This is a genomic window from Nocardia sp. XZ_19_231, assembly GCF_015355705.1.
GTDB classification, from domain to species: Bacteria; Actinomycetota; Actinomycetes; order Mycobacteriales; family Mycobacteriaceae; genus Nocardia; species Nocardia salmonicida.
The window spans coordinates 279,400-299,059 of the sequence record NZ_JACUZI010000001.1; the positions used below are offsets into that span (position 1 = coordinate 279,400).

Genomic DNA, 19,660 nt, shown 5'->3' on the forward strand with positions numbered 1-19,660 from the left:
AGCCGGGACATCGGCAGCTGCGCGCCGTCACCTCACGGTGGCGGCGCGCACCTGTATCCCGGCGCGGCACGGTCCGCCCCGACTTCGAACGGAGCTAGTTCATGAAACTCGCAGTTATCGCCGGTGACGGCATCGGTCCCGAGGTCATCGCCGAGGCGCTCAAGGTGCTCGACGTGGTGGTGCCCGGGGTCGAGAAGACCGAATACGACCTGGGCGCCGCGCGCTACCACCGCACCGGGGAGATCCTGCCGGAGTCGGTGCTGCCCGAGCTCAAGCAGCACGACGCGATCCTGCTCGGCGCGATCGGCGATCCGTCGGTGCCCAGCGGTGTGCTCGAGCGTGGGCTGCTGCTCAAGACCCGTTTCGCGCTGGACCATCACGTGAACCTGCGTCCGTCGAAGCTGCACGTCGGTGTCACCAGCCCGCTGTCGGGCAACCCGGATATCGACTTCGTGGTCGTGCGTGAGGGCACCGAGGGCCCCTACACCGGCACCGGCGGCGCGATCCGCGTCGGCACGCCGCACGAGGTGGCGACCGAGGTTTCCAACAACACCCGCTTCGGCATCGAGCGGGTGGTGCGCTACGCCTTCGCCACCGCGCAGGCCCGCCGCAAGCACCTCACCCTGGTGCACAAGAACAATGTGCTCACTTTCGCCGGCTCGCTGTGGCAGCGCACCGTCGACGAGGTCGCCGTCGAATTCCCCGAGGTGACCACGGCTTACCAGCACATCGACGCCGCCACCATCCACATGGTGACCGACCCGGGCCGCTTCGACGTGATCGTCACCGACAACCTGTTCGGCGACATCATCACCGACCTCGCCGCCGCCGTCAGCGGTGGTATCGGCCTGGCCGCCTCGGGCAACATCGACGCCTCGGGCGTCAACCCGTCGATGTTCGAGCCGGTCCACGGCAGTGCCCCCGACATCGCGGGCCAGTCCAAGGCCGACCCGACCGCCGCCATCCTCTCGGTTTCGCTGCTGCTCAACCACCTCGGCAACACCGAGGGCGCGGCCCGCATCGAATCCGCTGTGGCCAAGGACCTTGCCTCGCGCACCGGTACCGCCTCCACCGTGGAGGTCGGCGACCGCATCGCGGCCATCGTCTGATCCCACCGCACGCGAAAGGCTCGCTCCGGCTGAATGCCGGAGCGAGCCTTTGTCATCTGCGGGTACGAGCGGAACTACGTTCGGCGAGTGAGGAATACAGGTATTCGGCTGTGCCGGAACGCAATTCGCGGGCCGTGATGCCCGTGCCGCGCAGCTACTTTCGGGGTCCTCTGGGTACCAAGGGCACCGCTGCCGCAGCGGCGACCGCCGCCAAGGCGTACACCACGGGGAAGCCGGTTGCTGTGATGACGGCACCGAAAAGTGGTGGGACGGCGGCTATTGCGAGGTTCTGGCCGGTGTTCTGGATACCGAGGCCTCGGCCGCTCCAGAACGGGCCCGCGATTTCGGCCACGGCGGTGAAGGCCAAGCCGTTGTCGGACACCGAGATCACCGAAGCCGCGACCATCAGGGGGACGGCGACCCACCACCAGTCGGTCCAGGCGGTGATCGTCAGGGCGGCCATGGCGACCGCGGCGGCGATGGCTACCTGGCGCAGGGGGCCGAGGCGGGAGCCGACTCGGTCCGACCAGGCTCCCGCGCCGATTCTTCCCGCGGCGCCCAGAAATTGGGTGGCGGTCATCAGCGCGCCCGCGGCGGCCAGTGACCAGCCCAGGTCGACGTGCAGCCACAGCAGGCCGAAGGTCCACAGGGTGGCCTGGGGGACGACCAGCAGGATCGAGACGCCGTGGATGCGCCACAGGGTGGAGTCCCCGCGATAGGGGTTGGCGCGGTCGGCGGCCTTCGCCGCCGGTCGCGGTGGGTCGACGATGCCGACCAGGCAGCCGATCGCGGCGACACCGGCCATCAGCGCGGGCACCAACAGGGCCGCGGGGATGCCGTGGTGTGCGGCCACCCACGGAATGGTGAGCGCGCCGATGCCGACACCCAGCGGTTGCGCGGTCTGGCGGATACCCATGGCCAGGCCGCGCCGATCCGGCGGGAACCAGCCGACGATCACCCGGCCACTGGCGCCGTTGGAGCTGGCAGCGCCGATGCCGCCCACGAACAGCAGCACGCCGAACGCGACCGGGTCGTCCACCACGGCCGCGCCGACGCCTGCCGCGAACATCAGCAGCGTTCCCGCTACCAGCACGATGCGTTCGCCGATCCGGTCGACCACGTACCCCCACGCGATCAGGGTGCAGACCAGACCTACGGTCGGTAGTGCCACCAGCGCGCCGGCGGACGCGAGCGAATCGCCACGAGCGGTGAGCGCGGGCAGCAGGAACGGGGTGCCGTGGATGAAGATCGAACTCGAGGTCTGCGCGAAGACGCCGAGGGCGAGCATCAACCAGCGTCTGCCGTCACCGATCTGCGCTACTTCGACCATCGCCCGCGCGTCTGTCACGATTCTCACCTCGCCGGATTGCACGATTGCATCTCACTATCTGAGATTGATGTCTCATTGTTTGAACATTGATGATCACGCTACACCGATGACCCGTGGATCTTGCCCACCGGAGAGGTGTCTGACGGGTCACATCACGGCACTCGCGAATCCCGCACGCGGGCAGTGGCTTCGAATCGCACCGGTGTGAGCTTGTCCACACTTCTTCCGAACCGCTATCGAGCGACCCCGGCCGCATCACGGGCGCGTTCGGGCAGGTAGCCCCGTCTCGATAGACTCCGGGGCATGCGCTTAGGTCGAGTTGCCAGTCCCGATGGAGTTGCTTTCGTGAGCATCGAGGGCGACGGAAGCGATGCCGTCGCCAAGGAGATCGCCGAACATCCGTTCGGCTCGCCGACGTTCACCGGGCGGAGCTGGCCGCTGGCCGATATCCGCCTGCTGGCGCCGATCCTGGCGAGCAAAGTGATCTGCATCGGCAAGAACTACGCCGCCCACGCGGCCGAGATGGGCGGCGAGGCGCCGGTGGACCCGGTGATCTTCATCAAGCCGAATACGTCGATCATCGGCCCGAACGCATCGATCATCCTGCCGCCCAGCTCTTCTCAGGTCGATTTCGAGGGCGAGCTGGCCGTGGTGATCGGCCGTCCGTGCAAGGACGTCTCGGCGGCGAAGGCATCCGAGGTGATCCTCGGCTACACCGTCGCCAACGATGTCACCGCTCGCGATCAGCAGCGCCACGACGGCCAGTGGACCAGGGCCAAGGGCTACGACACGTTCTGCCCGCTCGGCCCGTGGATCGAAACCGCGCTGGACCCAAGCGATCTGGAGATCACCACCGAAGTCGACGGTGAGGTCCGCCAGCGCAGCCGCACTTCGCTGTTCCTGCACGATATTCCGAAGATCATCGAATGGATCAGCTCGGTGATGACCCTGCTGCCCGGTGACGTGATCCTCACCGGCACACCGGAAGGCGTCGGTCCGCTACAGGCCGGGCAGAACGTGTCGGTCACCGTCGAGGGCATCGGTACCCTCACCAATCCTGTTGCCACCAAGCGCTGATACAGCGGAGAAGAGAGTCATGACTGAAGTCCGGGTTCGTTTCTGCCCGTCGCCGACCGGCACGCCGCACGTCGGCCTGGTGCGCACGGCGCTGTTCAACTGGGCATACGCACGCCACCACGGCGGCAAGTTCGTGTTCCGCATCGAAGACACCGACGCCGCACGCGATTCCGAGGATTCCTACCGCGCGCTGCTCGACGCGCTGCGCTGGCTCGGCCTCATCTGGGACGAGGGCCCCGAGGTCGGCGGACCCTACGAGCCCTACCGGCAGTCGCTGCGCCGCGATCAGCACCTCGATGTGGTGCGCAAGCTGCTCGAGGCGGGCGAGGCCTATGAAGCGTTCTCGACGCCGGAGGAGGTCGAGGCCCGGCACCGGGCTGTCGGTCGCGATCCGAAACTCGGTTACGACAATTTCGATCGCGATCTCAGCGCCGAGCAGATCGCGGCGTACAAAGCCGAGGGCCGCCCCGCGGTGGTCCGATTGCGGATGCCAGACGAAGATCTCGGATGGAACGATCTCGTTCGCGGGGAAACCACCTTCAAAGCCGGTACCGTTCCCGATTTCGCCCTCACCCGTGGCAATGGCGACCCGCTCTACACATTGGTGAATCCGGTCGACGACGCGATGATGCGGATCACCCATGTGTTGCGGGGTGAGGATCTGCTCTCCTCGACGCCGCGTCAGCTCGCACTGTATGCCGCGCTGCAGCGTATCGGGGTTGCCGAGTTCACGCCCGAGTTCGGGCATCTGCCGTTCGTGATGGGCCAGGGCAACAAGAAACTGTCCAAGCGCGACCCGGAATCGAATCTGTTTCTGCACCGCGACCGCGGATTCATCCCCGAGGGTTTGCTGAATTACCTCGCTCTGCTCGGCTGGAGCATCGGCGAGGATCGCGATGTGTTCTCCATGATGGAAATGGTCGCGGCTTTCGATATTTCCTCGGTGAATTCGAATCCGGCCCGCTTCGATCAGAAGAAGGCCGACGCGATCAACGCCGAGCAGATTCGTCTTCTCGAGCCCGGCGATTTCGGTCACCGTTTGCGCGAGTTCCTCACCGCGCAGGGCCACATCGGCGCCGAAATCGACGAGAAGGCCTTCCTGGTCGCCGCCGAACTCGTGCAGACCCGCATCGTGGTGCTCGGTGACGCGTGGGACCTGCTGAAATTCCTGTTCGTCGCGCCCGAGGAGTTCGCGATCGACCAAGCGGCGGGCACCAAGAACCTCGGCGCCGAGGCCGACCCGGTGCTCGACGCCGCGATCGCCGCTGTGGAGCCGCTGAGCGAGTGGACCACTCCGGCACTGGAGGAGGCGCTGAAAAAGGCGCTGATCGACGATCTGGGGCTCAAGCCGCGCAAGGCATTCGCGCCGGTGCGGGTCGCGGTGACGGGCTCGCACATCAGCCCGCCGCTGTACGAGTCGATGGAATTGCTGGGCCGCGAGGCCTCGCTCGATCGGCTGCGTGCCGCGCGTGGTTGGGCTCCTGCCGCGCAGTAGCTGGGTGGAGCGGATGCGGCCACCGCGCCGCATCCGCTCCCAGGGTGCGAAAACAGCCGAAAAGCAGGTTCTGACCAGGCGATTTGTAGTTTACCCCCTAGTGTTTGGTAATCTTCTCATCGCCGCGGAACACGGCCTCGCAACACCGACAACCACTCGGTGGAGATTGCAAGGTCGGGCGTTTCGGTCTTTGGGGTATGGTGTAATTGGCAACACAGCTGTTTCTGGTACAGCCATTCTAGGTTCGAGTCCTGGTACCCCAGCAAGGTTTCACCCTGGTGAGATCGTCCTGGCCCCGTCGTCTAGCGGCCTAGGACGCCGCCCTCTCAAGGCGGTAGCGCGGGTTCGAATCCCGTCGGGGCTACAAAGCAAAGTAAGGCTCCCGGTCGAATGCGACCGGGGGCCTTCTTCGTTTCTACAATCGCTTGTGCAGTGCCTCGGCAGCCGCGACCAGATCCGCGGCCCAGCGCGCGCCCGGCCTGCGGCCCATTCGATCGATCGGTCCCGACACCGAAACGGCGGCCACGATCACCCCGCCGGCATCGCGCACCGGCGCCGACACACTCGCCACACCCTGCGCCCGCTCGGCGGCGCTCTGCGCCCAGCCCCGCTTGCGCACCTCGGCCAGCGCTCGGTCGCCGAACACCGCGTCGGCGAGGACTGTGCGCTGCAACTCGGGATCGGCCCACGCCAGCAACACCTTCGCCGCCGAACCCGCGGTGAGCGGTAGCCGCGAACCGACCGGCACGGTGTCGCGCAGGCCGACCGGCGGCTCCAGTGCCGCGACGCAGACGCGGGCGTGTCCGTCGCGGCAGTACAGCTGGACGCTTTCGCCGGTGATCTCGCGTAGACGGGGCAGAATGGCAGCCGCGGCCTCCACCAGTGGATCGGCCGCCCCCGCCGACAACTCGGTGAGCGCGGGCCCCGGCCGCCACAATCCGTTGCCGTCGCGCGCCAGCAGCCGGTGCGTTTCCAGCCCGACCGCCAGCCGGTGCGCGGTGGCACGCGGCAGGCCGGTGCGGGTGCACAGGTCATTGAGACCGCAGGGCTCGTCGGCGACGGCGTAGAGCACCGCCACGGCTTTGTCGAGAACACCGATACCGCTATGCTGTCTCATAGAACGATACTAACGTCTCAAATGCTGAGATACCAAGTATGCCCGTCGAAAGGTGATCAAGCTATGGCCGAGCGCGCTCGCACACTGGCCGAGAAGGTGTGGGAACAGCACGTCGTCGCCAAAGGCGAAGGCGATGGTTCCTCCCGTGAACCCGACCTGATCTACATCGATCTGCACCTCGTGCACGAGGTGACCAGCCCGCAGGCCTTCGACGGGCTACGCGCGGCCGGCCGGCCGGTGCGCAGAACCGATCTCACCATCGCCACCGAGGACCACAACGTCCCCACCACCGATATCGACAAGCCGATCGCCGACCCGATCTCGCGCACCCAGGTGGACACGCTGCGCCGCAACTGTGCCGAATTCGGCGTGCGCCTGCACTCGATGGGCGATGTGGAGCAGGGCATCGTGCACGTCGTCGGCCCGCAGCTGGGTCTCACCCAGCCCGGTATGACCGTCGTCTGTGGCGACAGCCATACCTCCACCCACGGCGCGTTCGGCGCACTGGCGATGGGCATCGGCACCAGTGAGGTCGAGCACGTGCTCGCCACCCAGACGTTGTCGCTGCGCCCGTTCAAGACGATGGCCATCACCGTCGACGGCGCATTGGCGCCCGGCGTCACGAGCAAGGACCTGATCCTGGCCGTGATCGCCGAGATCGGCACCGGCGGCGGCCAGGGCTATGTGCTGGAGTACCGCGGCGAGGCGATTCGCAAGCTGTCGATGGAAGCGCGGATGACGATCTGCAACATGTCCATCGAAGCGGGCGCTCGCGCCGGCATGATCGGTCCCGACGAGGTGACCTACGAATTCCTGAAGGGCCGCCCGCACGCTCCGCAGGGAGCCGACTGGGATGCCGCAGTGGCCTCCTGGGACGCGCTGGTCACCGAGGAGGGCGCGGAGTTCGACGCCGAGGTCCACATCGACGCGAACACGCTGACCCCGTTCGTCACGTGGGGCACCAATCCCGGCCAGGGCCTGCCGCTGGGCGCGAATGTGCCCGACCCGGCCCAGATCACCGACGAGAACGAGCGTGAATCCGCCGAGAAGGCGTTGCGGTACATGGACCTGACGCCGGGAATGCCGCTGCGAGAGGTGAGCGTCGACACCGTATTCGTCGGCTCCTGCACCAACGGCCGGATCGAGGACCTGCGCGCCGTCGCCGATGTTTTGAAGGGCCGCCAGGTCGCCGACGGCGTGCGAATGCTGGTTGTGCCCGGCTCGATGCGGGTGCGCGCGCAGGCGGAAAAGGAAGGACTCGGCGAGATTTTCACCGCCGCGGGCGCGGAATGGCGTCAGGCGGGCTGCTCGATGTGCCTCGGTATGAATCCCGATCAGCTCGAACCGGGCCAGCGCTGCGCCTCGACCTCGAACCGCAATTTCGAGGGCAGGCAGGGCAAGGGCGGTCGCACGCACCTGGTCTCGCCGCTGGTCGCGGCCGCTACGGCGGTCCGTGGAACCCTGTCCTCGCCTGCTGATCTGGCCTGAGCCACCGATCACCACAGATCGAAAGGGAATCGTTATGGAAGCCTTCACCGTTCACAAAGGCATCGGTGTGCCGCTGCGCAGGTCCAATGTCGACACCGATCAGATCATCCCCGCCGTTTACCTGAAGCGCGTGACCCGAACGGGTTTCGAGGACGGCTTGTTCGCCGGTTGGCGTGCCGATCCGGAGTTCATTCTCAACAACGAGCCGTTCAACCGTGGCAGCGTGCTGGTGGCAGGCCCGGATTTCGGCACCGGCTCTTCGCGAGAGCACGCTGTGTGGGCGCTGTCGGACTACGGCTTTCGGGTGGTCATCTCGTCTCGTTTCGCTGACATCTTCCGTGGAAATGCGGGTAAGGGCGGGTTGTTGGCCGCACAGATGTCACAGAACGATGTCGAAATGCTCTGGAAGCTGATCGAGGAACAGCCCGGCATCGAATTGGTTGTCGACCTGTCCTCTCGCACCGTCACAGCGGGAACCGTCGTGTTGCCGTTCGATATTGACGACTACACCCGCTGGCGTCTGCTGGAGGGTTTGGACGACATCGGCCTCACGCTGCGACAGGCCGACGTCATCGGCGAGTTCGAAAAGGGAAGGCCGTCATGGAAACCCGTGACGCTGCCGGAGCCTATTTCACGGGCGTAATCAGCTGGGGCGCTTAGGCGGGCTTCCCGGGCGGCGGTAGCTGGACGTGTGCTAAACCACATGAATTTTGGCGTGGCACATAGACTCTTGCTCAAACTGGGTTTACCGTGGTACCTAGTCGGTCCGACGACGGGCCATTAGTCTGCGGAGGATTCAATGAACAAGGCGGAACTGATCGACGTTCTGACCGAAAAGTTGGGTACGGACAGGCGGACGGCTACTGCGGCTGTCGAGAATGTTGTCGACACCATCGTCCGTGCCGTGCACAAGGGTCAAAGCGTCACCATCACCGGATTCGGTGTGTTCGAACAGCGCAAGCGTGCTCCCCGGGTTGCCCGTAACCCCCGTACCGGTGAAACCGTGAAGGTGAAGGCCACTTCGGTGCCTGCCTTCCGACCGGGCGCACAGTTCAAGGCGGTCATCGCGGGTAAGCAGAAGCTGGCCTCGTCCGGGCCTGCCGTCAAGCGGGGCGTGAATGCCCCGGTGGCGGCGAAGAAGGCGGCAGCCAAGAAGACCGCGGCGAAGAAGACCGCGGCCAAGAAGGCGACGCCGTCGAAGGGTCCCGCGAAGACCACGGCCCGCAAAGCCGCCACCAAGGCACCTGCCGCCAAGAAGACCACGGCGGCAAAGAAAGTGACGGCGGCCAAGAAGGCGCCCGCCAAGAAGGTGACGGCGGCCAAGAAGGCGCCTGCCAAGAAGGTCACAGCCGCCAAGACCACGGCGGTCAAGAAGACCACTGCTGCGAAGAAGGCTCCCGCTAAGAAGACTGCTGCTAAGAAGACTGCCGCCCGTCGTGCTCGTTGATCCTGCCGCAGCGGGATCAGGTCGGGGAATGTGCACGTAGGCCGCATCACCCACCACTGGACCGAGAACGGCCCCGGGAATCCCGGGGCCGTTTCGGCTGTTTCGAGCGCGTCCGATGGACTCAGGTGGTGACGATTGCCGTCGACAGTGAACGGTCCATATGGTTCGCGGCGACCAATCGGTCCTCCACGAACGACAATGCCCAGACGCTGCCCTTGCGATTGCGTGCCGAGGGCAGCGTGAGCCCACCCTGCTCGGCCAGCCACTGTGTCAGATCGGGAATCACCCCGCCCTGACTACATACCACCGGTACCCCTCGATCGGTTACCAACGACAGAAATCGTTGCCGCGCGGCGCTTTTCGCTGAATCGTAACCTTGCTCGGAAAACATTGGCTCGCAATTGATTTCGGCGTCGAGCTGTTCTGCCAACGGGGTCACGGTTTGGATGCAGCGCAGTGGATCGGCGGAATAGATCTCGGATGCGCCGAACGCCAACAGATTCGGCGTCAATCCCTTCGCCTGCTGTTCCCCGACGGCCTCGAGCGGTCGCAAGTCGTCGGGTCCGTCGAAGTGGTGGCGCTTGCCCGCCTTCGCGTGGCGCACCAGCAGCACCGTGTTGGTGCGGGCGGGCAGCCGGGCGAAGATCCGGACGATCTGGCGATCCATCGGGTACGACAACTGGTCCATCACCTCGGCGAGGGGGAACCACCGCATCTGGTCGACTTCGTTGTTGACCGCGAAGTCGCCGTCGGCGGCCTCGGCGGCCCAGTAGTCGACCCGCTTGAGCTGACGGTGGCCCGGGATCGGATAGGTGACGTGGCCGAGATAGCGCCCCAGCGTGGCCGGTAGGCCGGTTTCCTCGCCTACCTCGCGCACGGCCGCGATCACCGGGGTCTCGCCGGGATCGAGCTTGCCCTTCGGCAGTGACCAGTCACCGTATTTCGGCCGGTGGATGACACCGATCTCCGGGCCGACAGCGCCCGCGCGCCACAAGACCGCTCCTGCCGCGTGAATATTGGGCCGTACCCGCGGGTCTCGCAACGACGCGTCCTTGCTCTGCGCGCTCATGGCTGGTCGGGGCGACGCAAACGCATGAGGAAGGCTTGGTGGTCACGTACCTGGTCGGCCTCGACATCGGTCGGACTGGCCTGCCAGGTCCCGTCCGGGAGCAGGATCCAACAGCGAGTGGCCGGATCGAGCGCGGAATCGAACACCTTCCCGAGCCGGTCGACGAGCTTGGGATCTTTCACCTGCACCATCACTTCGACACGGCGGTCGAGATTGCGGTGCATCATGTCGGCGCTGCCGATCCACGTCTGATCCTGCGCGCCGAATTCGATGAGCCGGGAATGTTCGAGGAACCGACCGAGGATCGAGCGCACCTCGATGTTCTCGCTCAGACCGGGCACACCGGCACGCAGGCCGCAGATGCCGCGCACCACGATCTGCACCGGAACCCCCGCCTGCGAAGCCCGGTAGAGCGCATCGATGATCTGCTCGTCGACGATCGCGTTGGCCTTGATCCGGATCCGGGCGGCCGAACCTTGGCCGGCCAGCTCGATTTCACGATCGATCCGCTCGATGATCCCCGCGCGCACGCCGAGGGGCGCCACCATCAGGTTGCGGTAGTCCTCCTTGCGGGAGTATCCGGTCAGCGAATTGAACAGATCGGTGAGATCGGCGCCGATCTCCGGTGCGGCGGTGAACAGGCCGACGTCTTCGTAGAGCCGTGCGGTCTTCGGGTTGTAGTTGCCGGTGCCGATGTGGCAGTAGCGCCGGATCGTCGAACCCTCGCGACGCACCACCAGGCAGGTCTTGCAGTGGGTCTTGAGGCCGACCAGGCCGTAGACCACGTGCACGCCGGCCTGTTCCAGTTCGCGCGCCCATTTGATGTTGGCCTGCTCGTCGAAACGGGCCTTGATCTCGACCAGCGCGACGACCTGCTTGCCCGCCTCGGCGGCATCGATCAGCGAGTTGATGATGGGGGAGTCGCCGGAGGTGCGGTAGAGCGTCTGCTTGATCGCGAGCACCTGCGGGTCGGCAGCGGCCTGTTCGATGAAGCGCTGCACGCTGGTGGAGAAGGAGTCGTACGGGTGGTGCACCAGCACGTCGCCCTCGCGCAGCGCGGCGAAGACATTGCGCGGGGTCTCGCGCTCGCCGAAGGCCGCCGGGGTGGCAGGCACATACGGCGCGTCCTTGAGCTCGGGGCGGTCGACCCCGTAGACCTGCCACAGGCAGGACAGGTCGAGCAGTCCGGGCACCTGGATGACGTCGGCGGGGTCGACCTCGAGCTCACGTAATAGAAGCTCCAGCATGTGCTCGGTCATGTCGTCGGAGACCTCGAGGCGCACCGGCTTGCCGAAGCGGCGGCGGGCGAGCTCACGCTCCATCGCCTGCAGCAGGTCTTCGTCGCGATCCTCGTCGACCTCGAAATCGGCGTTGCGGGTGATCCGGAACGAATGCGTCTCCACCACGGTCAGACCGGGGAACAACAGGTCGAGGTGGGCGGCGATGAGGTCTTCCATCGGCAGGAACGCCGCGATCGCCGACGGCGCGCCGGTACGGCGAACGCGCACGAAGCGGTCGACGTTGTCGGGCACCTTCACACGGGCGAAGTGCTCGCCGCCGGTGCCGGTGTCGCGCACGGTCACGGCGAGATTGAGGCTCAGACCGGAGATGTAGGGGAACGGGTGCGCCGGGTCGACGGCGAGCGGTGTGAGGACCGGGAAGACCTGGTCGGTGAAGTAGTTGGAAAGGCGTTGGCGCTCATCGTCGTCGAGATCGTTCCAGCCGATGATGTCGATGCCCTCGGCGGCCAGTGCCGGGTTCACCGCGTCGATGAAGACGTTGGCGTGGCGCTCGGCGAGTTCTTGGGCGCGGGCGGTGATCATCTCCAGCTGCTCCGACGGTGAGCGACCGTCGGCCGAGCGCACCGACAGACCGGTTTCGGCACGGCGTTTCAAACCGGCGACGCGCACCATGTAGAACTCGTCGAGGTTGGACGCGAAGATCGCGAGGAACTTGGCCCGCTCCAGCAACGGCAGCGAGGCGTCCTCGGCCAGCGCCAGGACGCGGGCGTTGAAGTCGAGCCAGCTCAGCTCGCGGTTGAGGTAGCGATCTCGCGGCAACCGCTGCGTGCTCGCGTCACTGCCCGAGGCGAGGGCGGCCGCAGGTGGCGGGGAAATCGGGGGCAGCTGCTTGATGGTTTCCGTATCGCTCACGAGATCAATCATCCCTCGAGGAAGGGCCGCCGCGCATCACGACATCGCACGGATCGTTCCGCGCGGTCCGAAGTTGGCGATCAGCTAGCACACACTGCGAACGGGATCACTTCTGTGCGGCGAGAATCCGATCTCGCGCAGGGTCGAGGTGGTGAATTCACCGACTCCGAGCGCGCGGACGATCTCCAGATCCTCGGGGGTGTCGACATCGCAGCGCAGGCCGGGCCAGTGCCCGGACAGCGGCACGGCGCCCCCGTCGCGGTGCGCGCGGGCGGAATCGGCGCCGAAGCGGGGCGACAGCAACGCGGCGGTATCGCGGACCAGCAATGCGGCGGTGCCGGTGCCAGTGTGATCGATCACCACCGATCGAGCGCCGACGGCGACGGCGAGCACGTCGGCCAGCTCGGATGGGCGAAGGGCGGGCAGGTCGGCCTGCAGCGCGAGCAGGTGGGTGGGGCCGTGGCGATCGCGCACGTCGGCGGCACCGGCGGCGAGCGCGGTATTGAGCGGATCGGCTCCGGCCGCGGGTTCGTCGATCACGTGCGCGCCGAGCTCGCGGGCGCGGTCGGCGACCAGCGGATCCGGGGTGACCACGGTCAGCGACGACAGCTCGGGCACGGCGGACGCGGCCAGGACAGTGTCGGTGAACATGGCCAGCACGAGCTGGGCCCGCTGCTCGGTGCTCAGCAGGCTCGCCAGCCTGCTCTTGGCCCGGCCGATGTGTTTGACCGCCATCACGGCGTGCACGGTGTGCATGGCTTCGATCCTACTTAGCTGGTAACGATCAGATCCCGAACCGTTCGATGCCTGCTTCGATCCAGACCATCGAGGTCTCATGCAAGGCCGTGCGCGAGCGGTCCGTGCTCTGGTCGTTCAGCGGTTCGGCCGCGGCGAGCGACGCATCAGGCGGACGTGGGGCATCGACCCCTCAAATAAGGCTTTGCGCGCCGAGGCGGCCGAACCGCATCCCCTGACCTGCCGCTTGGCGACTCCTCACACACCTCCGGCCCAGTGAGGCCTCGTGCAAGACCGCGAGCGTCGACGGCAAACCCGGAAGTGGCTGGGTAGCTGATTCTGCTGCTGTCCAGCCACTTTCGGGCGTTTCATTGATCGTGGTCCGAGCCCGCCCACACGACCGAACACCTCGCTGAATGCGAGCTTCGAGCTCTGAGGAAGACCGGTGTCGTGCGGGTGCGCTGGGAGCGCGAACAACTCATCGGAGGCCAGCCCATAGAGGCTCGTAAGTAGGGCGTCGCGCGTTCCTGCCTGGGTCTTGTGACCTGCGGAAACAACCAAACACCTGGAGGGCACATGAGTCGCTACTGCGGGATCGATTGGGCCGAAGGCCATCACGACATCGCCATCGTCGACCAGAACGGCACCCTAGTGTCGAAGAAGCGGATCGGCGATGATCCGGCCGGTTTCGCCGCCCTCACCCAGCTACTCACCGCGGCCGGTGACACCGCCGATGACCCGATCCCCGTCGCGATCGAAACCCCGCGCGGGCTCATGGTCGCCGCGATCCGCGCCACCGGCCGAACCGTCTACGCGATCAACCCGATGGCCGTCGCCCGCTACCGCGAACGCCACACCATGGCGAGGTCGAAGTCCGACCACGCCGACGCGATGACCCTGGCCAACATCTTGCGCGTCGACGCCCACATGCACCGACCGATCCCGGCCGACACCGAACTCACCCAAGCCATCGCCGTGCTCGCCCGCGCCCAACAGGACGCCGTCTGGCGCCGCACCAAGGCCAGCAACGAGCTGCGCTCACTGCTGCGCGAATTCCACCCGGTGTTCCTGGCCGCCTTCGCTGACAAGTCCGCCACCAACCTCGCCAAACCCGAGGTCCGCGCGATCCTGGCCATTGCCCCGACCCCGGCCGCAGCAGCGAAACTGACTCGGGCCCGCGTCGCGGCCGCGCTGCGCCGGGCCGGTCGCAAACGCGGCATCGAGGCTTTGGCCGACGACATCGTGGACAAGCTGCGCCGCCCCGGCCTGCGCCAACTCGACTTGGTCGAGAACGCCATGGGCCGCCAAGCCCTCGCCCTGCTCGCCACCCTCGATGCCGCCTGCGCCGGCGCCGACGACCTGGAACAGGCCGCCGCCGAGGCTTTCCGCAAACACCCCGATCACGCGATCATCACCAGCTTCCCGGGCTTGGCCGATCTCACCGGCGCACGGGTCCTGGCTGAGATCGGCGACGACCGCACCCGGTTCGCCGACGCCCGCGCGTTGAAGGCCTACGCCGGATCCGCACCCGTTACCCGCGCGTCCGGACGCAGCATCTCGATCACCTTCCGCCGGATCAAGAACGACCGCCTCGCCGCCGCGGGCTGGGTTTGGGGATTCGCCGCCGGCAGCAATCCCGGGCCCGCCCGAGAGCACTACCTACGCCGTCGAGCCCACGGTGACCGCCACTCAGCCGCGCTGCGCCATCTCGTGAACAAGATGCTCGGCCAGCTCTACTACTGCCTTCAAAACCAGCAGGAGTTCGACCCCCTCAAGGCCTTCGGCCAACCGGCCACGCACACCCCAGAACCCGTCGCAGCTTGACACTTAGATGCATCGGAGGTCTTGCATGGCATATTGGGCTGATGACGAGGGCGGCGGTTATGGGTGCGGGGTCGTGGGGTACGGCGTTCGCGAAGGTGTTGGCCGAAGCAGGGACCGACGTGACGATCTGGGCCCGGCGGGAAGAGGTGGCACAAGCGCTCGATACCGAGCACCGCAATCCGTTCTACCTACCCGGCGTTCAGCTGCCACCGGTGCGGGGAACCGATGATCACCGGGTCGCTCTCGAGGGGGCCGACCTGGTGGTGCTCGCGGTGCCGTCGCAGTCGCTGCGGGCGAATCTGGATCTGTGGAAGGGCGATATCGGATCCGACGCGACCCTCCTGAGTCTGGCCAAGGGGATCGAGACCGGAACGCTGCTGCGGATGAGTCAGGTGATCGCGGAGGTCACCGGGGCCGAGCCGGGGCGCATCGCGGTGTTGTCCGGTCCGAACCTGGCGCACGAGATCGTCGAACGTCAGCCCGCGGCGACGGTGATCGCCTGCACCGATACCGAGCGTGCGGGAGTCGCGCAGCGGGCGTGTGCCACCGGATATTTCCGGCCGTACACCAATACCGATGTGATCGGCTGCGAGATCGGTGGTGCGTGCAAGAACGTCATCGCGCTCGCGTGCGGCATCGCCTCGGGAATGGGGCTGGGCGACAACACGGTGGCCAGCCTCATCACGCGCGGGCTCGCCGAGGTGATCCGGCTCGGGGTGGCGCTCGGGGCGCAACCGGTGACGCTGGCCGGGCTCGCGGGCGTCGGCGATCTGGTGGCTACCTGTACTTCGCCGTTGTCGCGCAACCGGTCCTTCGGGTACGCGCTCGGCGCCGGTGGCACGATGACCGCCGCGCAGGAAGCGACCAATGGGCAGGTGGCCGAAGGTGTGAAGTCGTGCACATCGGTGCGGGCCCTGGCCGCCGAGCACGGGGTGGAGATGCCGCTCACCGACGCGGTGCACAGGGTGTGCCATGAGGGGCTATCGGTGAGCGAGGCGGTCGGCAGCCTGCTCGGCAGGCGGATCAAGCCTGAATAAGGGCGATAGCGCCATGGCGGCGAGAACCTACTACGGTGACGTTCATGACGGAACGGATCAGGGTAGCTGTGGTGTTCGGCGGGCGCAGCAGCGAGCACGCCGTCTCGTGTGTGTCGGCGAGCAGTGTGCTGCGCAACCTCGATCCGACGCGCTACGAGGTGGTACCGATCGGCATCACCCCCACCGGCGGCTGGGTGCTGGCCGACGGGATCGGCGATTTGGCGCTGAGCCACGGGGTGCAACCACAGGTCGACCCGTCGGGGACCGCCCTCACACTGGCCGCTGACCCGAGCCGCGCTGGTGCGCTGGTCGCGCTCGACTCGAGCGCGGTGCTCGGCAACGTCGATGTCGTGTTCCCGATCCTGCACGGTCCCTTCGGGGAGGACGGCACGTTGCAGGGCATGCTCGAATTAGCCGGGATTCCCTATGTCGGCGCGGGCGTGCTGGCCAGCGCGGCGGGCATGGACAAGGAGTTCACCAAAAAGTTGCTGGCTGCCGAATCGTTGCCCGTCGGCGTGCAGGTTGTGCTGCGTCCCGGCGTCGAAACGCTGACCGAGGCCGACCGGGCCCGGATCGGTCTGCCCGCCTTCGTGAAGCCCGCGCGCGGCGGTTCCTCGATCGGCATCACCAAGATCACCGATTGGGCCGATCTCGGTGCGGCCATCGCCGTCGCCCGCGCGCACGACCCCAAGGTGATCATCGAAGCGGGCATCGTCGGACGCGAAGTCGAGTGCGGCGTACTGGAATTCGCCGACGGCGAGGTGCGTGGCAGCGTCGTCTCCGAGATCCGGATGCCCGATGCCGACGCCGCCGCGCCCCAGTTCTACGACTTCGCCACCAAATACCTCGATGACGTGTGCGAATTCGATGTGCCCGCCAAGCTCGACGACGATGTCGCCGACGAGATCCGTGCGCTGTCGGTGCGCGCGTTCCGCGCGCTGGACTGCCAGGGGCTGGCGCGCGTCGACTTCTTCGTCACCGAGAACGGTCCGGTGATCAACGAGATCAACACGATGCCCGGCTTCACGCCGATCTCGCAGTACCCACGGATGTGGGAAGCCACCGGCATCGACTACCCGACGCTGGTGTCGACGCTGATCGAGACGGCGGTCGCCCGCGGAACCGGCCTGCGGTAGTAGTCCTGTTCGGCCGCAGGGCTTTCGGCGAAGTCGTGCTCGAAAGCCCTACGGCGCCAGCTGGTTAGCTCAGAGTTCGCCCGGAGTCGGTTCGCGGGCAGGCAGATTCGCGTTGATGATGTCGGATACGTTCTGTACCGCGCTGGTGCCGGAGCCGTCGGGGACGGTGAGGGCGATATAGGTCTCGCGGTCGACGGCGAACCAGGTGCCGGTCTTGCCGACCTCGTCGCGGACCTGGAACCACTTCACGCCGTCGATCACCGTCAGCGGGGACGCGCGGTTGAATTCGAGGGGGCGGTCGAGGCCACAGCGCAGCGTGATCGGGTCGCCGCCGTCGGGGAGCTGCCAGGCGCGAGTGGCAGGCGGGCTGGGTTCGACGAGGGTGGCCTTGGTGTAGTCGCCGAGTTCGGCGGGCAGGGCGGGGAGCAGAGCCTGGCAGGCGGGACCGTCGGCGGCGGGGGCCGGGACGGGCCCGAGGGCGAGAGGTTCGCGTTCGACGGGGGCGCGCAGGGCGATGAAGGCGGCGACCAGCACGGCGACGATCAAGACGACGGGCAGGGCGACCGCGGTGGCGATGAGCGCGGGGGAGTGATGCGACTCGAAGTCGTCATCGTCATCGTCGGAGTCCGCGTCCGGCTCGGCGTCGGAGTCTGCGCTCGAGCTGTCGCCGGCCGAGGCGGAATCCTCAGCGGTCGCGTCGGCTGATTGCGCGGCGGGGGCGGACGTCGGCTCGTCGCCCGACGATGCCGCGTCGGCAGTGGCGGTGTCGTCGGGGGTGCTCGCCTCGTCGCGATCCTCCGGTGTCGAGTCCGCCATAGCTGTGTGGTCCTTCCGTTCGCGGGTTCGCCTGCGCCGTCGGTGGTGCCCGATCGCCTTCGAAAGGGTACCGTCGGGGCGATTTCGTCGGTCAGCAGCACAGCGGGAAGGGGTCGGTCATCAGCGAGGACAGCCGTCCGCAGACGGTGCGTGAGCTGGGCGAATTCGCCCTGATCGACCGGATCAACGCCGGTCGGGAGCAGGCCGCGCACGTGCTGATCGGACCCGGTGACGATGCCGCGCTGGTCGCCGCGCCCGACGGTCGGTTCGTGGTGAGCACCGACATGCTCGTCGAAGGCAGGCACTTCCGGCTCGACTGGTCCTCGCCCGTCGACATCGGGCGCAAGGCCATCGCGCAGAACGCCGCCGACGTGGTGGCGATGGGCGCGCGGCCGACGGCGTTCGTGGTCGCGCTCGGCTGTCCCGCCGACACCCCCGTGTCGGTGATCGAAGGGATCGCCGACGGGATGTGGATCGAGGCGAGCCGCGCCGGGGGGTCCATCGCGGGCGGCGATCTGGTGCACAGCGAACAGTTGGTCGTCTCGGTGACCGCGTTCGGCGACCTCGGCGGGCAGGGCGCGATCACTCGATCCGGCGCTGCCGTCGGCGATATCGTCGCTGTGGCAGGCGAACTCGGCTGGTCCGGTGCCGGGTTGGCCGTATTGGCCGGTGGCGCGGACGCATCCGATCCGGACTTCACCTATGCCCTTGCGACCCATCGTGTTCCGCAACCGCCCTACGCCGCGGTCCTCGACGCGTTCGGCACGCACACCCCGACCGCGCTCACCGATGTCTCCGACGGTTTGCTCGCCGACCTCGGCCACCTCGCCGCCGCCTCGAACGTCGCCATCGACGTCCACCGCGCGGCACTGACCGATCCCGATCTGGACGCCGTCGCGAAATTGCTCGATGCCGATGCGGCGCAATGGATTCTGGCCGGCGGCGAAGACCACGCCTTCGTCGGAACCTGGCCCGCCGGAGTCGCTGTCCCCGCGGGCTGGCGGCCGATCGGCGTAGTAACCGCAGGCAGTGGCGTCACCGTCGACGGCGTGGCGCCCACCGGTGGCACCGGCTGGGAATCGTTCCGTGGGGTGGACGCCACGCCCACCGACAACGAACGATAGGTTGTGCGGTCATGGGTGCCAAACCACTGTCGGAGATCATCGATCCGGGCTGGGCCCGGGCACTGGAGCCGGTCACCGACCGCATCAGCGAAATGGGCGAGTTCTTACGTGAAGAGAACGCGGCAGGCCGCGGCTACCTCCCCGAAGGGGAGAACGTGCTGCGCGCCTTCCAGCGTCCGTTCGACGCGGTGCGCGTGCTCATCGTCGGCCAGGACCCGTACCCCACGCCCGGCCACGCGATGGGACTGAGTTTCTCTGTCACCCCACAGGTTTCGCCGGTGCCGCGCAGCCTGTCCAACATCTTCGCCGAATACAGCAAAGACCTCGGCTTCGATACCCCGACCTGTGGTGACCTGAGCCCCTGGTCGGATCAGGGTGTGCTGCTGCTGAACCGAGTACTCACCGTCGCCCCCGGCGCGCCCGCCTCTCATCGCGGCAAAGGGTGGGAAGCGGTCACCGAGCAGGCGATCCAGGCGCTGGTCGCCCGCGACGAGCCGCTCGTAGCCGTGCTGTGGGGCAACGACGCTCGCTCGCTGAAGCCCACCCTCGTCGCCGCCGAGGTGCCCTACGTCGAATCGGCGCACCCCTCACCGCTTTCCGCCTCGCGCGGGTTCTTCGGTTCACGACCCTTCTCCCGGGTCAACGAACTGCTCGACGAACTCGGCGCCGACCCTGTCGACTGGCGGCTGCCCTGACCCGGGGC

The 19,660-nt window shown here is 67.1% G+C and carries 17 protein-coding genes and 2 tRNA genes; 13 read left to right on the forward strand and 6 right to left on the reverse strand.

Going from position 1 to position 19,660, the window contains the following annotated elements; translation table 11 throughout:
* Positions 1–101 precede the first annotated feature (101 nt).
* A complete protein-coding gene (locus IBJ82_RS01175) occupies positions 102–1,109 on the forward strand; it encodes a 3-isopropylmalate dehydrogenase (protein ID WP_194824112.1) in 1,008 nt (335 codons plus the stop codon).
* Positions 1,110–1,263: 154 nt separating this feature from the next.
* Here IBJ82_RS01175 and IBJ82_RS01180 read toward each other — a convergent pair whose 3' ends face one another.
* A complete protein-coding gene (locus tag IBJ82_RS01180; RefSeq protein ID WP_194825102.1) occupies positions 1,264–2,439 on the reverse strand; it encodes an MFS transporter in 1,176 nt (391 codons plus the stop codon).
* 303 nt (positions 2,440–2,742) lie between these two features.
* Here IBJ82_RS01180 and IBJ82_RS01185 point away from each other — a divergent pair, with 303 nt between their 5' ends.
* The 4 genes from IBJ82_RS01185 (at position 2,743) to IBJ82_RS01200 (ending at position 5,375) form a co-directional block, all read left to right on the forward strand.
* Entirely contained in the window at positions 2,743–3,516 is a 774-nt protein-coding gene (locus IBJ82_RS01185) for a fumarylacetoacetate hydrolase family protein (protein WP_056811986.1), read from the forward strand.
* Positions 3,517–3,535: 19 nt separating this feature from the next.
* On the forward strand, positions 3,536–5,011 hold the full coding sequence (gene gltX / locus IBJ82_RS01190; RefSeq protein WP_194824113.1) for a glutamate--tRNA ligase: 1,476 nt from the start codon (positions 3,536–3,538) through the stop codon (positions 5,009–5,011).
* A gap of 191 nt (positions 5,012–5,202) precedes the next feature.
* Positions 5,203–5,274 (forward strand) — tRNA-Gln (locus tag IBJ82_RS01195).
* 28 nt (positions 5,275–5,302) lie between these two features.
* Positions 5,303–5,375, forward strand: a tRNA-Glu gene (locus tag IBJ82_RS01200).
* A 51-nt stretch (positions 5,376–5,426) separates the two neighbouring features.
* Here IBJ82_RS01200 and IBJ82_RS01205 read toward each other — a convergent pair.
* The gene (locus tag IBJ82_RS01205) at positions 5,427–6,128 is read right to left on the reverse strand and encodes an IclR family transcriptional regulator (protein ID WP_194824114.1); all 702 of its coding nucleotides are present in this window, start codon (positions 6,126–6,128) and stop codon (positions 5,427–5,429) included.
* A 63-nt stretch (positions 6,129–6,191) separates the two neighbouring features.
* Here IBJ82_RS01205 and leuC point away from each other — a divergent pair, with 63 nt between their 5' ends.
* The 3 genes from leuC to IBJ82_RS01220 all read left to right on the forward strand — a co-directional run bounded on the left by leuC (position 6,192) and on the right by IBJ82_RS01220 (position 9,063).
* Positions 6,192–7,616, forward strand: coding sequence for a 3-isopropylmalate dehydratase large subunit (leuC, locus tag IBJ82_RS01210; protein WP_194824115.1), 1,425 nt, complete (start codon positions 6,192–6,194; stop codon positions 7,614–7,616).
* A gap of 34 nt (positions 7,617–7,650) precedes the next feature.
* Positions 7,651–8,259: a 3-isopropylmalate dehydratase small subunit gene (leuD, locus tag IBJ82_RS01215; protein WP_194824116.1), complete on the forward strand. Its 609-nt coding sequence runs from the start codon at positions 7,651–7,653 to the stop codon at positions 8,257–8,259.
* Positions 8,260–8,415: 156 nt separating this feature from the next.
* Positions 8,416–9,063 (forward strand): HU family DNA-binding protein, encoded by a 648-nt coding sequence (locus IBJ82_RS01220; RefSeq protein ID WP_056811975.1) that lies wholly within the window; start codon positions 8,416–8,418, stop codon positions 9,061–9,063.
* A gap of 121 nt (positions 9,064–9,184) precedes the next feature.
* On the opposite strand, the gene IBJ82_RS01225 is transcribed toward IBJ82_RS01220, so the two are convergent.
* The 3 genes from IBJ82_RS01225 to cofC all read right to left on the reverse strand — a co-directional run bounded on the left by IBJ82_RS01225 (position 9,185) and on the right by cofC (position 13,041).
* Positions 9,185–10,132: a bifunctional NUDIX hydrolase/histidine phosphatase family protein gene (locus IBJ82_RS01225; RefSeq protein ID WP_194824117.1), complete on the reverse strand. Its 948-nt coding sequence runs from the start codon at positions 10,130–10,132 to the stop codon at positions 9,185–9,187.
* Positions 10,129–12,297, reverse strand: a complete 2,169-nt coding sequence (locus IBJ82_RS01230) for an RNA degradosome polyphosphate kinase (protein WP_194824118.1) — start codon at positions 12,295–12,297, stop codon at positions 10,129–10,131. Before IBJ82_RS01230 ends, IBJ82_RS01225 begins: the two co-directional genes overlap by 4 nt.
* 72 nt (positions 12,298–12,369) lie before the next feature.
* Complete coding sequence (gene cofC / locus IBJ82_RS01235) at positions 12,370–13,041, reverse strand: 2-phospho-L-lactate guanylyltransferase (protein ID WP_194824119.1); 672 nt, start codon at positions 13,039–13,041, stop codon at positions 12,370–12,372.
* A gap of 555 nt (positions 13,042–13,596) precedes the next feature.
* Here cofC and IBJ82_RS01240 point away from each other — a divergent pair.
* The 3 genes from IBJ82_RS01240 to IBJ82_RS01250 are packed head-to-tail and all read left to right on the forward strand — an operon-like array spanning position 13,597 to position 17,017.
* Entirely contained in the window at positions 13,597–14,844 is a 1,248-nt protein-coding gene (locus IBJ82_RS01240; RefSeq protein WP_194824120.1) for an IS110 family transposase, read from the forward strand.
* A gap of 41 nt (positions 14,845–14,885) precedes the next feature.
* Complete coding sequence (locus IBJ82_RS01245; protein ID WP_194824121.1) at positions 14,886–15,881, forward strand: NAD(P)H-dependent glycerol-3-phosphate dehydrogenase; 996 nt, start codon at positions 14,886–14,888, stop codon at positions 15,879–15,881.
* A 44-nt stretch (positions 15,882–15,925) separates the two neighbouring features.
* Positions 15,926–17,017: a D-alanine--D-alanine ligase family protein gene (locus tag IBJ82_RS01250; RefSeq protein WP_194824122.1), complete on the forward strand. Its 1,092-nt coding sequence runs from the start codon at positions 15,926–15,928 to the stop codon at positions 17,015–17,017.
* A gap of 69 nt (positions 17,018–17,086) precedes the next feature.
* Here IBJ82_RS01250 and IBJ82_RS01255 read toward each other — a convergent pair whose 3' ends face one another.
* On the reverse strand, positions 17,087–17,833 hold the full coding sequence (locus tag IBJ82_RS01255; protein WP_194824123.1) for a DUF3515 domain-containing protein: 747 nt from the start codon (positions 17,831–17,833) through the stop codon (positions 17,087–17,089).
* Positions 17,834–17,952: 119 nt separating this feature from the next.
* On the opposite strand from IBJ82_RS01255, the gene IBJ82_RS01260 reads away from it, so the two are divergent.
* Both IBJ82_RS01260 and IBJ82_RS01265 read left to right on the forward strand, forming a co-directional pair.
* Complete coding sequence (locus IBJ82_RS01260; RefSeq protein ID WP_194825103.1) at positions 17,953–18,957, forward strand: thiamine-phosphate kinase; 1,005 nt, start codon at positions 17,953–17,955, stop codon at positions 18,955–18,957.
* An 11-nt stretch (positions 18,958–18,968) separates the two neighbouring features.
* Positions 18,969–19,652 (forward strand): uracil-DNA glycosylase, encoded by a 684-nt coding sequence (locus IBJ82_RS01265; protein WP_062986904.1) that lies wholly within the window; start codon positions 18,969–18,971, stop codon positions 19,650–19,652.
* The last annotated feature ends 8 nt before the right edge of the window (positions 19,653–19,660 follow it).

Bases quoted from the DNA above. Each gene is read 5' to 3' on its own strand.
- IBJ82_RS01175 (WP_194824112.1), top strand. From the start codon at position 102: ATGAAACTCGCAGTTATCGCCGGTGACGGCATCGGTCCCGAGGTCATC.
- IBJ82_RS01180 (WP_194825102.1), bottom strand. From the start codon at position 2,439: ATGGTCGAAGTAGCGCAGATCGGTGACGGCAGACGCTGGTTGATGCTC.
- IBJ82_RS01185 (WP_056811986.1), top strand. From the start codon at position 2,743: ATGCGCTTAGGTCGAGTTGCCAGTCCCGATGGAGTTGCTTTCGTGAGC.
- gltX (WP_194824113.1), top strand. From the start codon at position 3,536: ATGACTGAAGTCCGGGTTCGTTTCTGCCCGTCGCCGACCGGCACGCCG.
- IBJ82_RS01205 (WP_194824114.1), bottom strand. From the start codon at position 6,128: ATGAGACAGCATAGCGGTATCGGTGTTCTCGACAAAGCCGTGGCGGTG.
- leuC (WP_194824115.1), top strand. From the start codon at position 6,192: ATGGCCGAGCGCGCTCGCACACTGGCCGAGAAGGTGTGGGAACAGCAC.
- leuD (WP_194824116.1), top strand. From the start codon at position 7,651: ATGGAAGCCTTCACCGTTCACAAAGGCATCGGTGTGCCGCTGCGCAGG.
- IBJ82_RS01220 (WP_056811975.1), top strand. From the start codon at position 8,416: ATGAACAAGGCGGAACTGATCGACGTTCTGACCGAAAAGTTGGGTACG.
- IBJ82_RS01225 (WP_194824117.1), bottom strand. From the start codon at position 10,132: ATGAGCGCGCAGAGCAAGGACGCGTCGTTGCGAGACCCGCGGGTACGG.
- IBJ82_RS01230 (WP_194824118.1), bottom strand. From the start codon at position 12,297: ATGATTGATCTCGTGAGCGATACGGAAACCATCAAGCAGCTGCCCCCG.
- cofC (WP_194824119.1), bottom strand. From the start codon at position 13,041: ATGCACACCGTGCACGCCGTGATGGCGGTCAAACACATCGGCCGGGCC.
- IBJ82_RS01240 (WP_194824120.1), top strand. From the start codon at position 13,597: ATGAGTCGCTACTGCGGGATCGATTGGGCCGAAGGCCATCACGACATC.
- IBJ82_RS01245 (WP_194824121.1), top strand. From the start codon at position 14,886: ATGACGAGGGCGGCGGTTATGGGTGCGGGGTCGTGGGGTACGGCGTTC.
- IBJ82_RS01250 (WP_194824122.1), top strand. From the start codon at position 15,926: ATGACGGAACGGATCAGGGTAGCTGTGGTGTTCGGCGGGCGCAGCAGC.
- IBJ82_RS01255 (WP_194824123.1), bottom strand. From the start codon at position 17,833: ATGGCGGACTCGACACCGGAGGATCGCGACGAGGCGAGCACCCCCGAC.
- IBJ82_RS01265 (WP_062986904.1), top strand. From the start codon at position 18,969: ATGGGTGCCAAACCACTGTCGGAGATCATCGATCCGGGCTGGGCCCGG.